Source organism: Polymorphobacter sp. (assembly GCF_048007885.1).
Lineage (GTDB): Bacteria > Pseudomonadota > Alphaproteobacteria > Sphingomonadales > Sphingomonadaceae > Sandarakinorhabdus.
The window spans coordinates 802874-818318 of record NZ_CP180346.1 but is presented as its reverse complement, the minus strand read 5'-3'; the positions used below and the strand labels follow the sequence as shown (position 1 = coordinate 818318).

Sequence of the window (15445 nt, the reverse complement as noted above, 5' to 3'; positions counted from 1 at the left end):
CCCCCCGGACAAGGATCGAATCGCGCCGTCGTGCGGTCTTGGTTCATGGTTTTGGTGAGTGGTGCGTGTGACTGAGGCGAGGGATATGAGCGAACAGACGCTGATGGCGAAAAGCAACCCGGTGCGTACCAAGGCTGACTGGGCGGCGATGCGCGCCGCCGTGCTCGCTGATCCGGGTGCATTTCACGGTGAGATTGCCTCGCGCAATCTGCATTGGCTGGTCACGCTCGCCGACGGATGCAAAGCGTGGCTGACGCGCGAGGGCGAGCGCTGGACCGGTTGGGACGCGGACACGATGGCGCCGGTCTCGGCGCCGCTGGGCGCCGATTTCGCGCCCTGGGACAAGGCCTTTGATGACAGCGACGCGCCCAATTTCCGCTGGTTTTCAGGCGGGCGCACCAACGCGGCGTTCAATGAACTTGATCGCCATGTGCTGAACGGCTTCGGCACAGAAACGGCAGTCATTTTCGAGGGTGACCGCTGGGACATGGCGGAGGACGGCGGCCGCGGTGCGCCGGTCGATTGCTATCGTATCTCGCGGCGGCGGTTGCTGCTGGAGGCGACGAAATGCCAGCTGGCGCTGAAGGCGCTGGGGCTGAAAGCCGGCGACCGGCTGGCGCTGAACATGCCCAACATTCCCGCCCAGCTGTTCTGGAGCGAAGGCGCCAAGCGGGCAGGCATCCTCTACACCTCGGTGTTCGGCGGCTTTTCGGACAAGACGCTTTCGGACCGCATCGACGATGCGGGCGCACGCGTGGTCATCACCGCCGATGGTGGCTACCGCAATGCGCAGATTTTTGCCTTCAAGACGGCCTATACCGACCCCGCGCTCGACAATTACGTGCCGGTCGGCGTGGCCATGGACCTGCTGTCGGCGCGGCTCAAGGGCGATGATCTTGAGCTGAGCGCTGACGACGCCTCGGTGATCGAGGCGGCCGTGCGCACCACGCTCAAGGGCGAAGTGACGGTTGAGCGCGGCGACGTGATGCGCGGTGTTGGCCGCGCGCTGGCCGAGCTTGGCAATGAAGGCCGGGTTGATGCGGCCGCTGCAGCGCGGGTGCGCATCGCGGTGGCCGAGGCGCTGGTGGCGACACCCGAGCGGGTCGAGGCGGTGGTCGTGGCGCGGCATACGGGCCAGCCCGATATCGTCTGGCGCGACCGCGATGTCTGGAGCCACGAACTTACCGACAAGGCGCTGGCGGCGATTCTCGCGGCCGCCGGCCTTGCCGATCTCGCAGCACTTGAGGCGATGGACGATGTGGATTTTGTCCGCGCCATCTGGAAGAGCGCGCCGCCGCTTGCCGTCGATGCCGATTATCCGATGTTCTTCATCTATACCTCTGGTTCGACGGGCAAGCCCAAGGGCGTTGTCCATGTGCATGGTGGCTATGCCGCCGGCATCGCCGAGACGATGAAGGTGGCGTTTGATGCGCGGCCGGGTGACACCATCTATGTGGTCGCTGATCCGGGCTGGATCACCGGGCAGAGCTACATGATGTCCGCGCCGCTCCTGACCCGGGTGACGACGTTGATCGGCGAAGGCTCGCCGGTGTTCCCGCACGCCGGGCGTTTTGCGGCGATGATCGAGCGGCACAAGGTGACGATCTTCAAGGCCGGCGTCACCTTCCTCAAGTCGATCATGACCGACCCGCAGAACCTCAAGGATTTTGAGGTCTATGACCTGTCGGGCCTCAGGGTCGCGACCTTCTGCGCCGAGCCGACGTCGCCGGCGGTGCAGGCTTTTGGCATGGACCATGTCACGCCCACCTATATCAACAGCTATTGGGCGACCGAGCATGGCGGCATCGCCTGGACACATTTCTACGGAAACACCGATTTTCCGCTTGCCGCTGACGCGCGCACCTTCCCGCTGCCCTGGATCGTCGGAGATGTCTGGGTCGAGGACGTGGAAGGGCAGGGCGGTGCTGTGGCCCCGTTCGCCCGCGCAGATGGCGGGGTGAACTGGCGGCGGGCCGAGGCGGGCGAGAAGGGCGAGATCGTCATCGCCGCCCCCTATCCCTATCTGGCGCGCACCGTCTGGGGCGATGCCGGCAACTTCCGGGTCGAGGACGGCAAGGTCGTGGGCGGCTGGAAGGGCGATTTCTCGCGCTGGTCGGACGGCTATTGGGGTCGCTGGAAGGGCGTCTGGGCCTATACACAGGGCGATTTCGCCGTGCGCCACGATGATGAGGGCTTTTCGCTTCATGGCCGCTCCGACGATGTCATCAACGTGTCCGGGCACCGCATGGGGACCGAGGAGATTGAAGGCGCGATCCTGCGGGACAAGGCGCTCGATCCTGGCTCGCCGCTGGGCAATGTGCTGGTGGTGGGCGCGCCGCACCGGGAAAAGGGCCTGACGCCGCTGGCATTCGTCACCGCCGCTCCCGGCCGCACGCTGACCCGTGACGATTTCCGTCGTCTGTCCGATCTCGTGCGGGCCGAAAAGGGCGCCGTGGCAGTGCCCGGCGATTTCATCGAGGTGACGCAGTTTCCCGAAACGCGTTCGGGCAAATATGTGCGGCGCATGGTCCGCGCAGTGGTCGAGGGCGCGCCGCTGGGCGACGTCTCGACGCTGCGCAATCCGGAGAGCATCGATGAGTTGAAGCGGGTCATCGATGCCTGGCAGACCAAGCAGAAGCTTTCGGACGATCAGCAGATCTTCGATCGCTACCGCTATTTCCGGGTGCAATATAACAATGTCGCGCCGGGTCGGAAGGTCGCCACCGTCTATGTCACCAATCCGCCGGTCAACGCGCTCAACGAGCGCGCGATCGACGAGCTGGTGATCGTCGTCGAGCATCTGGCGCGCCGTGATGATGTTGCCGCCGTGGTGTTCACGGGTGACGGCACGGCCTCTTTCGTGGCCGGCGCCGATATTCGCCAGTTCCTCGACGAGATCCACACGGTGGAGGAAGCGCGCGTGTTGCCCAACAATGCGCAGCTGGCCTTCGCCAAGATCGAGCAGATGAACATGCCCTGCGTGGCTGCCATTCAGGGCGTGGCGCTGGGCGGCGGCATGGAGTTCGCGCTTGCCTGTCATTTGCGCGTTGCCGAGCGCCATGCGCGCTTTGGCCAGCCCGAAATCCGGCTGCGCCTGCTGCCCGGCTATGGCGGCACCCAGCGCCTGCCCCGCCTGCTGGCTGACCGGCGCGGACCCGAAGGTCTGCGCGACTCGCTCGATCTCATCCTCGGCGGCCGCAGCATCTACGGCGACGCCGCACTCGGCATCGGGCTGATCGATGCGCTGGCGACCGGCAGCGAGGATGCGCTGGCGATGGCGCATGCCGAAGTGCGCGAATATGTGCGCCACGGTGACCAGAGCCAGCTTGGCCGGCGCTGGGCCGAGCGCCGCAAGGCGGTGAAGGGCAGCTGGCAGGAGCCTGGCAGCTCCGACCTCGATGAAGCGCTCGCCGATGACTTCGTGCAGCGGATCATTCGCCAGCTCGACTGGGCTGGCCGGGGCAAGGCCGGTGCCCGCGCCATCGAGGCGATCCGGACCGGCTGGACCAAGGGCCTGACGGCCGGCCTCGCGCGCGAGGGGCAGCTCTTCGCCGAAGCCGTGGTCGATCCCGAGGGCGGCAAGACCGGCATCCGCGAGTTCATGGACAAGAAGTCGCCGCCGCTGCCCGTGCGCCGCAACGGCGTCTATATCGACAGCGAGCATGAGGAGAAGGGGCGCCGGCTTGAAGCGGCAGGCGAGCTGCTGCCCGTCGGCGCGCCTTTCTTCCCCGGCGTGTCGGCGATCCCTGCGCATCAATACGCCTTTGGCATCGCGCGCGACGCCGATACCGGGGCGCCGCGCTTCGGCGAGCCGGCCACGCATGAGCGCGAGCTGATTGTGCCGGTGCCGACGCCGGAAGCCAATGAGGCGCTGGTTTATCTCCTGACCTCGGAAGTGAACTTCAATGATATCTGGGCGTTGACGGGAATTCCTGTCAGCCCGTTTGATGGCCATGAAGAGGATGTCCAGATCACCGGCTCGGGCGGACTGGCGCTGGTGGCCGCACTCGGCAGCGAAACGCGCGCCCAGGGGCGGCTCAAGGTCGGCGATCTGGTTGCCGTCTATTCGGGCACCTCGGACCTGCTGTCACCCGTGGCGGGCCGCGACCCCATGTATGCCGATTTTTCCATTCAGGGGTATGAGACCAAGACCGGCAGCCATGCCCAGTTCCTCGCCGTGCAGGCGCCGCAGCTTCACCCGATTCCGGGCGATCTCACGCTGGAGCAGGCGGGCAGCTACATCCTCAATCTCGGCACCATCGTGCGCTGCCTGTTCACCACGCTCGAGATCGTCGGCGGCAAGACCATCTTCATCGAGGGTTCGGCGACCGGCACCGGGCTTGATGCGCTGAAGACCGCCAAGGCCAGCGGCCTCAATGTCACCGGCCTGGTCTCCAGCCCGGCGCGGGCGGACTTTGTCAAGGAACGCGGCGCGGTTGGCGCCATCGACCGCACAGAGCCGCGCTTCAAGGCGCTGTTCACGCCTGTCCCCGATGGCAGCCGCGCCGACTGGGCAGCCTGGGAACAGGCGGGCCAGCCGATGATCGAGGAATATCGCCGGCTGAACGGGGGCAAGCTGGCGGACTATGCGGTCAGCCATGCCGGCGAAACGGCCTTTCCGCGCACCTTCCAGATGCTGGACGAAGGCGGCGTGCTGGCCTTCTACGGGGCCTCGTCCGGCTATCACCTGAGCTTCATGGGCAAGGCCGGCAGCGCCTCGCCCGAAGCCATGCTGGCGCGCGCCGGCGCACGCGGCGGCGAGGCTGTGCTGATTTTCTACGGGCCCAATTCGCGCGCGCTTGCTGATCCGATGGGCCTTGAGATGATCGAAGCGGCGCGCGGCATTGGCGCGCGCACCGTGGTGGTGACCACCACCGATGGCCAGCGCGAATTCATCCTCTCGCTCGGCTTCGAGGATGCAGTGGCGGGCGTCGTCAGCCTTGAGGCGATCAAGCGGCGCGAGGGCGCGAACTTCGACTGGCCCGACACCATGCCCCGCCTGCCAGTGGCGCGTGAGGATATCGAGACCTTCCGCGAGGCCGTGCGCGAGTTTCAGGACAAGACGCTGAAGCCCTTTGGCGGCGCTGTCGGCAAGCTGCTCAGGTCGGCCGACAATCCACGCGGCAACCCGGACATCATCATGGAGCGGGCCGGGCAGGACACGCTCGGCGTGACCACGGCGCTGGTCAAGCCCTTCACCGGGCGTGTGGTCTATGCAGAGGACATGGCCGGCCAGCGCTACAATTTCTACGCGCCCCAGGTCTGGACCCGGCAGCGGCGGATCGTCATGCCAACGGCCGAGATCCGCGGCACCCACCTCTGCAACGCCTATGAAGTGACGCGGATGAACGATCTGGTCGCCGCTGGTCAGCTCGATGTGACCGAGCCGACGGTGGTGCCCTGGGAAGGGCTTCCCGAAGCGCACCAGAGCATGTGGGACAACCGCCATGCGGGCGCGACCTATATCGTCAACCATGCGCTCCCGGTCGCCGGTCTGCGCAGCAAGGATGAACTGTTCGAGGCCTGGGCGGCCTTGGGGGAGAAGTGACATGGCAAAGACTGTGACGATCGAGCCGGACAGCGGCACTTTGGCAGCGCGCGCGGGCCGGCTGTCCGGCAAGGTGGCGGTGGTGACCGGGGCGGCCGGCAATCTCGGCCAGCAGATCGTGCGCCGCTACCTTGAAGAAGGCGCGCATGTCGTCCTGACCGGCCGCGACCGCGCGCGGACCGAGGCGGCTATGGCAGCAGCCCTTGCCGAGACCGGCGCGCCGGCAGATCGCGCGATGGTCGTGGTGCTTGACGGCGCCAATGCCGAGAGTGTTAGGGCGGGCATCGCCGAGGTGGTTGACCGGCATGGGCGCATCGATGTTCTGGTCAACAATGCCGGCTCGGCCGGGCCAAAGCAGCCGGTCGACAATCTGCCGCTTTCGCAGGCGGACCTCGAGGCGCTGCGCGCAGCAGGCAGCAGCGACACCGAGACGGTGGGCGATGCCGCGCGCAACATCATGGTGGTGGCGTGGAATCTGGTTCGCGCGGCCGCCGGCGCCATGGGGCCGGGCAGCTCGATCATCAACGTTTCGACCATCTTCAGTCGCACCGACTATTATGCAAGGGCCGCCTACACGGTGCCCAAGGCGGCGCTCAATGCGCTCTCGCGGCGCCTCGCTGTCGAGTTGGGGCCGCAGGGCATCCGCGTCAATCTGCTCTTCCCCGGCCCCATCGCGTCAGACCGGATCCGCACCGTGTTCGCTGCCATGGACAAGCTGCGCGGCGACGCGGAGGGCGGCACGGCGGCCCATTTCTTCGGGCAGATGGCGCTGGCCCGCCCGCTTGACGGCGCGGCCCCGGTCAAGACCTTCCCGTTGCCCGCCGATATTGCCAACACCTGCGTGTTCCTCGGCTCGGACGAGAGCGCGGCCTTTGCCGGCCATGATTTCGAGGTGACGCATGGCATGCAGGTGCCGCGCGAGAGCAGCGCCGCCTATGTCTCGCGGCCCACGATGCGCACCATCGATGGCGGCGGCCTCGGCGTCCTGGTGTCGGCCGGCACGCAGACCGCGGACGCGGTGGCGCTGGCGCAGGTGCAGGCGGGCTACGGCGCCGATGTCCTGCTGGCGATGCACAGCGAAGCGGCGGTGGACGAAGCGCGCGAAGCGATTGGCGATGATGACCGGATCATGGTCGCCTGGTTCCCGCGCCACGATCATGAGGTGATGGACGCCGCACTTGCGGCCTTTGCCGAGGCCCATGTTCCCATCACCGGGGCGCTGGTCCTGCCGACCCGCCCGGCGGGTTATTTCACGGGCGCGCTTTCGGAAGCCAGCGATGCGATGGTCGAGCGGTTCGTCGATGACGAGCTGGAAGGCAATATCGCGGTGGCCCGCACGCTCAGCCGCTATTGGAAGGGCCAGCCGCGGTTGCTTCACGACCCGCGCTTCGTGTTCATCTCCAACGGTGATGACGGGCAGGGCAATCATTATGCCGATCTCCTGCGTGCGGCGCAGGAAGAGCTGATCCGTGTCTGGCGCGATGAAAGCCAGGTCGATGTCGCCCATGGCCGCCGGGTTCAGCGCGAATGGGGCAACCAGATCGTGCGCACCACCAATGCCGAAGGCGAGGCGCTGGCCTTTGCCGCGGGACAGGCCGCGCGCATCGTTCTGAAGGAACGGCGGATCGAGCCGATCAACCTGCTGCTGCCGGCCTCCATCGCCGAGGCCACCGGCGCGCGGCGGGCGATGGCGGGCGAGGCCGAAAACATCACCGGCCTGCACCGCGGCAAGGTCGCGCTGATCACCGGCGGCTCGGCCGGCATCGGCGGTCAGGTGGCGCGGCTGCTGGCGCTGGCGGGCGCCAAGGTGATGATGGTGGCACGCCGGGCGAGCGAGCTTGACGCGGCGCGCGACCGGATCGTCGGCGAAATGGAGGATATCGGCTTCTCCGGCGTCGAGCGGCGGGTGCGCACGCTTGCCGATGTCGATGTCGCCGACATGGACAGCCTGAAGCGCGCCTTTGAGGCAACCATCGAGGCCTTTGGCCGGGTTGATTATCTGATCAACAATGCCGGCGTTTCGGGCGCGGAGGAAATGGCGGTCGATATGGACGTCGAGGCGTTCCGGCGCACGCAGGCGGCCAATCTGGTCTCCAACTATGCCCTGATGCAGATGGCCGTGCCGCTGATGAAGGCCCAGGGTTCGGGCTATATCCTCAATGTTTCGAGCTATTTCGGCGGCGAGAAGTTTCTCGCGGTCAGCTATCCCAATCGCTCGGACTATGCCGTGTCGAAAGCCGGCCAGCGGGCGATGGTGGAAAGCCTGGCGCGGCATCTCGGGCCTGAAGTGCAGATCAACGCCATTGCACCGGGCCCGGTGGATGGGGACCGGCTGGCGGGCCTTGGCGGCAAGCCGGGTCTGTTCGAACGGCGCGGCCGGCTGATCCTTGAGAACAAGCGGCTGAATGCGGTGCACAGTGCGCTGATCAAGGCCGTGCGCCGCGGCGAGCCGCTGCCTGCGCTGCTCGCTCGGCTTGCCCGCAATGACACAGTGCAGCTGAGCCATGACAAGGCGGTGCCGGCGGAATTGCGCGAGCTGGCGCTGGCCTGCGCGCGCGAGGGCGACGAGACCTGCTGCTGGGACCGTTATCTGCTGACGCCGGCACTGGCCGAGAAACTGCTGAAGCGGCTCGCGCTCGGCGGCTATCTGCTCGGTGCCGATGACTGGTCGGCGCGTGCGGCCAGCGGGGACTGGCTGCTCAGGGTGCCGCCGGATGACAAGCCATGGCTGCCTGCCGCACAGATCGCCCGCGAGGCCGGCAAGGTGCGCGGCGGCGTGCTCAGCCAGTTGCATCTCGGCAAGATGCCCACCGAAAGCGAAGTGGCGCTGGCCACCGTCTTCTTCCTCGCCGACCGGGCGGTCTCGGGCGAGACGTTCATGCCGTCGGGCGGCCTCAACGTCGAGCGGTCAACGACCGAGCGCGAGCTGTTTGGCAGCCCCAAGAGCGAGCGGCTGGCGCAGATGAAGGGCAAGACGGTCTGGCTGATCGGCGAGCATCTGGTCGATCATCTGGCGGCCAGCGGCCGGGCGTTCCTCGATTGCGGCGTGGCCAGAATCGTGCTGCTCAGCGCCACCGAGGCCGGCGGCAAGGCGATCGCCGAGGCGATTGGCAGCAAGCAGGTCGAGGTGATGGCGGTCGGCGATGCGCTCGAGGCCGGCATGGACCGGGCGCTGGCGGCGCATGGCTGGCCGACAACGGTGGTCTCGACACCGATGTCGCCCTTGCCGCAGGCGCTGTTCGAAGGGCCGGCGCCGCTTTCTGGCGCTGGCTTCGCCGATCTGGTCGAGGCCAATCTCACCCAGCATTTCCGCGTCACGCGCAAGGTCTCCCTCTTCGATGGCTGCCAGCTTGTGCTGGTGTCGCCCGATGTGCCGATGGGCGAGAAGGGGCCGGCCTTTGCGCTCGCCAACTTCGTCAAGACGACGCTGCATGCGTTCACCGCGACGGTCGCCGTCGAGAATGAGCGTCTGGTGCACGAAGTGCCCGTCAACCAGATCAACCTGACGCGGCGGGTTCGCTCCGAAGAGCCGCGCTCGGCGGCCGAGCATGACGAGGAGGTGGCGCGCTTCGCCCGGGCCGTGCTGCTCGCCGGCGCGCCGCTGCCCGACGCCGAGGACTCGCGCTACCGGTCGAAGGTCTATCGCGGGCAGGCGATCACGGTCTAGCGGGCGAGGCGCAGGATGCGGCCCTCGTCGCTGTCTGTGAGGACGTAAAGTGCGCCGTCAGGCCCTTGGCGAACGTCACGGATGCGTTCGCCAAGGTCGGCGAGCAGCCGTTCCTCACCCGCAACCCGCTCGCCGTCCATAGTCAGGCGGATGAGCGCGGTCGATTTCAGCCCGCCCACGAACAGACTTCCCTGCCAGGCCGGGAACATCGCGCCTGTGTAGAAGGTCAGGCCGGACGGCGCGATGATCGGGTCCCAATAATAGGCGGGCTGTTCGAGGCCTGGCTTGGCGCGCGCGCCGTCCAGGATCTTGTTGCCATTATATTCAATGCCATATGCAATGTCGGGCCAACCATAGTCCTTGCCGGCGCGCACGATATTGAGCTCGTCGCCGCCCCGTGTGCCATGCTCGACTTCCCAAAGCTCGCCGGTCTGCGGGTGCAGGGCAGCGCCCTGGATATTGCGGTGACCCCATGACCAGATTTCGGGGCGGACGCCGGGCTTGCCGACATGGGGGTTGTCCGCCGGAATGCTGCCGTCGCGGTTGATCCGGACAACCTTGCCGATCAGGCCATCAGGATTGCGCGCCTGCATCCGCCCTTCGATGATCGAGCGGTCTCCGGTGGTGATGAACAGCGTCTTGTCGCGTGCAAAGACGAGCCGGCCGCCAAAATGCCGGATCGAATTGAGTGACGGCGACTGGCTGAAGATGCGAGTCGCGCCTTCGATGCGTGGCGTACCGTTGAGGACCAGCTTGCCGCGGGCGGCGGCAGTATTGTTGGCGCCGCCCGGCTGTGGCTCGGAATAGGTCCAGTAGATCAGGCTGTTCTCGGCGAAATCAGGGTCGAGCGCGACATCGAGCAAGCCGCCCTGGCCGACCGCAACCAGCGGCAGCAGGCCCGCGAGCGGCGCCGACAGGCGACCATTGGTCTCCACAAGCCGCATCCGGCCCGGCCGCTCCGTCACCAGCATCCGCCCATCCGGCAGAAAGGCGAGGCCCCAGGGGTGATCGAGCCCCTTGGCCAGGGTGGTGACCTCAAACGAAACCCCCGCCCGGCGTTCGGGCGCGCGCGTCTGGCCGGCGAAGGCTGGTTTCTGCGCCGGATCGTTGGGCGGCGCAGCGTTGAAGGCAGCGAGCTGGGCGGCGATGAGGAGTGCGAGCATGGGCACCTCTAGAAGGAATAGACGAGGGTAACCCGGCTGACCTGATCCGACTTGCGACGACCAGCCGGGGGATTTGATTCCGTGTTGAGCTGGTATGACAGACGCGCGGTCAGGGCGCCATTGATCTTGGCATCGAGCGCTGTGAGCGACTGGAAGCTGTTGTTGCTGCCGTCATAGAAGTAGCTGGCGGCTTCGGTCAGCGCCATGCGCGAGTTGATCTGCCATTTGAAATCGCCCGCAACGCGGCCGGCAAAGGCATTGTCGGTGATGCCGTTGGTGAACTTCGTCTGGCGCAGCGATGGGCCGCCTTCGAGGCTGGCAAAGAAGGTTGGCCCGTCGAGCAACTTGTAGCCAAGGCCGAGCGATTCCGAGAAGCGGCTCTCGAACCCGGAAAACTCGTCCTTTTCAAACGACAGGGCGAGCAGGGCATAGAGGCGGGGACTGATGTTGTAATTGCCCTCATAGCCAGCGAAGTAGCGCTCGCGGGTGGTGACGCCTTCTTGCCGCTGATAGTCGACGAAGCCCCGCAGCGTGTGCTTCCAACGCCGGGATTCCTTGGCGAGATTCACCCCGATGGCAACGCCCTGGGTATTGGTATTGCCCGAGGATACGAAGGCGCCGGCCTCGCCCGAGCCGCTCCAGCCGTCGAGAAAGCCCTGCGACGCAAGGGCTTCCTCGCGCGCGCGATCAGCTTCGGCATTGATCTGCGCCACGCGGGCATCGATCTCGGCGGCTGATGCAGGGTTGGTCGATTTGGCGACCTCGGCGATCACCTTGAGCTTGTCCGGGTCGCCCTTGGCGGCCTCGATCATGGCGGCCACGGCGGGCGGGATGGGGTCCGCAAGGGCAGGGGCGCCGGCCGCAAGCAGGGCCAAAGTGATCAGAGCACGCATGAGAACCTCCAAGTTTGAGACCGACGGTTTTCAATAGGCTTGCACGCGTCAAGTCAAGCTGGCTAGACGACGAGCATGAGCGCGGTCGAAATCGAGCCTGTGCGGCTGTCCTTGATGGACGAGGACCTTGCTGCGGCCGCCGCCGGGATTGGCGACGCATTCGCGCGCACTGGTTTTGCAGTGATATCCGATCATGGCATTCCGCCCGCCCTGATCAGGCGGGCGCTGGGCGCGAGCAAGGCGCTGTTCGCCCTGCCTGAGCCGGCCAAGGCGGCCTATGTGGTGGCTGGGGGTGGTGGGCAGAGGGGCATGACGCCCTTCGGTATCGAGACGGCGAAGGATGCCGCCGCGCATGACCTGAAGGAGTTCTGGCATGTCGGCCGCGAGTTGTCGGCCGGGCATGAGCTTGCCCCCCAAATGCCGCCCAATGTCTGGCCAAGGGAGTGGCCTGATTTCAAGCCGACCATGATTGCACTTTACAGCGCACTTGAGATCACTGGACAGAAGATATTGAAAGCAATAGCTGTGCATTTGCGGCTGGCGCCAGATTTCTTTGATGAGGCGATTGCCGACGGCAATTCGGTGCTGCGGCTCTTGCACTATCCGCCGATGAAGGGCGGGGAGGGGAATTCGATCCGCGCCGGCGCGCATGAGGATATCAACGTCATCACCCTGCTGCTCGGCGCCGAGGAAGCCGGGCTGCAGCTGCTCGGGCGCGACGGCGTCTGGCGCGACATCGCTGCGCCCGAAGGGTCGCTCGTCTGCAATATCGGCGACATGCTTCAGCGCCTGAGCGGTGGCCGGTTGCCTTCGACCACGCACCGCGTGGTCAATCCAGCCCCCGAACGGGCCGGCAAGGCGCGCTATTCCATGCCATTCTTCCTGCATTTTCGCCCAGACTATCTGATCGAGACCGTGCCGGGCGGGCCGCGCCACTGGCCACCGATCACCGCGCAGGCCTATCTCGATGAGCGTTTGCGGGAAATCGGCTTGCTGTAACCAGCCTGTCACAAAGCTGCGTCAGGGGTCGGTGGACAAGAAGGAGTATGACATGAAGGCTCTGGTTTTCGCCGCTCTGTTGCTGGCCGGCAGCGCACAGGCGCAGCAGCTTCAGACCCCGGTGAGCGGCGATGACTATTGGGCCATGGGGCGCGCCGTCGCGGCCAGCCGGGCGCGCGTCGTGCACCGCCCGCGCCAGGCGAAGAATGTCGTGCTCATGGTTGGTGACGGGATGGGGGTCTCGACCGTGACGGCAGCGCGCATCTTCGATGGCCAGTATCCCGATGACGGCTCGCCAAAGCGCACCGGCGAGGAGAATGTCCTGAGTTTCGAGACGATGGAGCATGTCGCCCTCGTCAAGACGTACAACACAGACGCACAAGTCTCTGATTCTGCTGGAACAGCGAGTGCGCTCAACACAGGTGTCAAGACGCGTATCGGCTATATCAACTTCGCCGCCGACCAGACCGCGGCAGACTGTGCCAGCCCGGAAAAATGGCCGCGCACCTTTGCCGACATGGCCAAGGCCCAAGGCATGGCCGTCGGCGTCGTCAGCACCACGCGCGTCACCCATGCGACGCCGGCGGCAGTTTTCGCCCATGGTCCCGACCGGGACTGGGAGGGCGCAGACAAGGCGTTTCCCAAGGCCGAGCGCGGCAAGGGCTGCAAGGATATCGCCAGCCAGCTCGTCGATGTGACGGCGAACGGTGGTCTGGATATCGTGCTCGCGGGTGGCACCAACCAGTTCCTGCCCGTAGAGGCAGGCGGCAAGCGCGATGACGGCAAGAACCTGATCGCCGACTGGAAGGCGCGGGTGGCGCGTGGCCAATATGTTGACAGCGCAGCCGCCTTGCGGTCGCTAGATGAGGGCGCAGCTGGTCCGGTGCTGGGTCTGTTCAACAAGGACCATCTCAGCTTTGAGGTTGACCGTGACAAGGCGGCCGAGCCCAGCCTTTCGGAAATGACCGCTTTCGCCCTCGCCAAGCTGGCGCGCACATCGCCCAAGGGCTTCTATCTGATGATTGAAGGCGGTCGCATCGATCACGCCCATCACGCCACCAATCCCTATCGCGCGCTGTCCGAAACCCAGCAGTTCGCCCGCGCGGTCGAGACGGTGCTCAAGACGGTCAATCTCGACGAGACACTGGTCCTGGTCACCGCTGACCATAGCCACACCCTGTCGATTGCTGGCTATCCAGCGCGCGGCAACGACATTCTCGGCTTTGTCAAAGGGCCCAACTATGCTGGCGGCAACGGCGGCGAGGCCTTTGCCATGGATGACCGCGGCCAGCCGATGACCACGCTCAGCTATGCCAACGGGTCCTATGTTGCGCCGCCACTGTCACGCCGCGTCGAGCCGAACGACCCCAATTATCTGTCACCCAAGACCTTCGGCACCGGCAGCGAAACCCATGCGGGCGAGGATGTGCCGCTCTATGCCACCGGGGCCCGGGCGCATCTGGTCGGCGGCGTCATCGAACAGAATGTGGTGTTTCACCTGATGGCGGCGGCGCTGGGCTGGCGCTGAGATAGTCCGCCCCGATGAAGTAAAGCCCGTCGGGCGGCGCATTCAGCGCCAGCGCCGTCCGGTCTCGCGCTTCTAGCGCGGCCTGAAGGTCATCCGCGCTCCAGGCGCCGGTCCCGACGAACTTGAGGCAGCCGACCATCGAGCGGACCTGATGATGCAGGAAGCTGCGGGCGCTGGCGTGGATCCGGATGCAATCGCCGTGGCGGCTGACATCGAGCCGGGAGAGCGTCTTGACCGGGCTTGCGGACTGGCAGGCGGCTGACCGGAAGGTGCTGAAATCGTGGCGGCCGACCAGACGCTGGGCGGCTGCGTGCATGGCGTCGGCATCGAGCGGAGTGGCGACGCGCCAGGCGAGGCCGCGCGCGAAGGTGAGGTCGGCGCGCCGGTTGATGATGTCGTAGCGGTAGTGGCGTGCCGAGCAATCAAAGCGGGCATGAAAATCGGGCGCTGCCACGTCGCAGGCAAGCACGGCAATGGGCCAGGGGCGCAGCCGGGCGTTCAGCGCCTGCATCAGGCGAAAGGCGCCGAGCGGCTTGTCGATATCGACATGGGCGACCATGGCGGTGGCATGGACCCCGGCATCGGTGCGCCCCGCGCCCTGCACCACTGTGGTTTCGCCGGTCACGGCGCCAATCGCCTCTTCCAGCGCCTGCTGGACCGAAGCGCCGCTTGCCTGCCGTTGCCAGCCGACAAAGGGCCGGCCGTCATACTCGAGCGTAAGGCGGTAGCGTGTCATCCGAGCCTTGTACCCGCCGGGATCGGCCAGCCACGCAGCAGCGCGTCCCGGTCCATCGCCGGCTTGCCAGCGCGTTGCAACAGCGTGGGGCGGAGCAGACCGTCCGCCGTGCCGATGGTCAAAGCATCATCAAGCGTGATGCCCGGCTCCCCCTGTCCCGGCAGAATATCGGCGGCGAGGATCTTCAGCCGCTCCCCGGCCAGGCTGGTGAATGCCCCGGGCGCGGGATTGAAGGCGCGAATGGCCCGCTCAAGGGCAGCCGCGGGCTGGTTGAAGTCAAGCTCGGCTTCCGCCTTTTGCAGCTTCGCGGCGTGGGTCACGCCGTCTTGCGGTTGCGGCGTGGCAGCGGGGCGCTCCCGCAGCACGTCGCACATCAGCCGGGCGCCGAGCAGGGCGAGCTCCTCCGTCAGCGCGCCCGCGGTCTTGCGGTCGACCGGCGTCGCCTCGGCGGCGAGCAGCGGGCCGGTGTCCAGCCCCGCCTCCATCTGCATGATGGTGACGCCTGTGGTCTCGTCTCCAGCAAGAATGGCGCGCTGGATGGGCGCCGCGCCTCGCCAGCGCGGAAGCAGCGAAGCATGGATATTGAGGCAGCCAAGGGCGGGTATGTCGAGGACCGCCTGCGGCAGGATCAGTCCATAGGCCGCGACAACAGCAACATCGGGCGCATAAGCCGAGAATGTCGCTTGTGCATCCGTCGCGCGCAGGGACTGCGGCGTTTCCACGGGCAGGCCGAGCACTTCGGCGCGGGCATGGACATCGCTTTTGCGCAGGGCCTTGCCACGCCCGGCAGGCTGGGGTGGGCGCGTATAGACCGCGGCTATGCTGTGACCGCTCGCGTGAAGCGCGTCGAGCGCGGGAACGGCGAAGGCGGGCGTGCCCATGAAGATGATGCGCATGGGCGTTGGGCTAGG

The 15445-nt window shown here is 66.4% G+C and carries 8 protein-coding genes; 4 read left to right on the top strand and 4 right to left on the bottom strand.

The window, feature by feature from the left end:
* Nucleotides 1–85: 85 nt before the first annotated feature.
* Nucleotides 86–5548 (top strand): AMP-binding protein, encoded by a 5463-nt coding sequence (locus tag ACMVO5_RS03855; protein WP_416908758.1) that lies wholly within the window; start codon nt 86–88, stop codon nt 5546–5548.
* 1 nt (nt 5549) lies between these two features.
* On the top strand, nt 5550–9215 hold the full coding sequence (locus ACMVO5_RS03850) for an SDR family NAD(P)-dependent oxidoreductase (RefSeq protein ID WP_416908757.1): 3666 nt from the start codon (nt 5550–5552) through the stop codon (nt 9213–9215).
* Here the strand turns inward: ACMVO5_RS03850 and ACMVO5_RS03845 are convergent.
* Nucleotides 9212–10378, bottom strand: a complete 1167-nt coding sequence (locus ACMVO5_RS03845; protein WP_416908755.1) for a PQQ-dependent sugar dehydrogenase — start codon at nt 10376–10378, stop codon at nt 9212–9214. The two genes, ACMVO5_RS03850 and ACMVO5_RS03845, sit on opposite strands and share 4 nt — an antisense overlap.
* 8 nt (nt 10379–10386) lie before the next feature.
* Nucleotides 10387–11271 carry a DUF481 domain-containing protein gene (locus ACMVO5_RS03840; RefSeq protein WP_416908754.1) on the bottom strand — a complete coding sequence of 295 codons (885 nt, stop codon included), beginning with the start codon at nt 11269–11271 and terminating at the stop codon, nt 10387–10389.
* Nucleotides 11272–11346: 75 nt separating this feature from the next.
* Between ACMVO5_RS03840 and ACMVO5_RS03835 the strand changes: the two genes are divergently transcribed.
* A complete protein-coding gene (locus ACMVO5_RS03835; RefSeq protein ID WP_416908753.1) occupies nt 11347–12270 on the top strand; it encodes an isopenicillin N synthase family dioxygenase in 924 nt (307 codons plus the stop codon).
* 52 nt (nt 12271–12322) lie between these two features.
* Nucleotides 12323–13798, top strand: coding sequence for an alkaline phosphatase (locus ACMVO5_RS03830; protein ID WP_416908752.1), 1476 nt, complete (start codon nt 12323–12325; stop codon nt 13796–13798).
* Here the strand turns inward: ACMVO5_RS03830 and truA are convergent.
* Nucleotides 13743–14534 (bottom strand): tRNA pseudouridine(38-40) synthase TruA, encoded by a 792-nt coding sequence (gene truA, locus ACMVO5_RS03825; protein ID WP_416908751.1) that lies wholly within the window; start codon nt 14532–14534, stop codon nt 13743–13745. The genes ACMVO5_RS03830 and truA overlap by 56 nt on opposite strands.
* The gene (fmt, locus tag ACMVO5_RS03820) at nt 14531–15430 is read right to left on the bottom strand and encodes a methionyl-tRNA formyltransferase (RefSeq protein ID WP_416908750.1); all 900 of its coding nucleotides are present in this window, start codon (nt 15428–15430) and stop codon (nt 14531–14533) included. The genes truA and fmt overlap by 4 nt, the downstream gene beginning before the upstream one ends.
* Between the last annotated feature and the right edge of the window lie 15 nt (nt 15431–15445).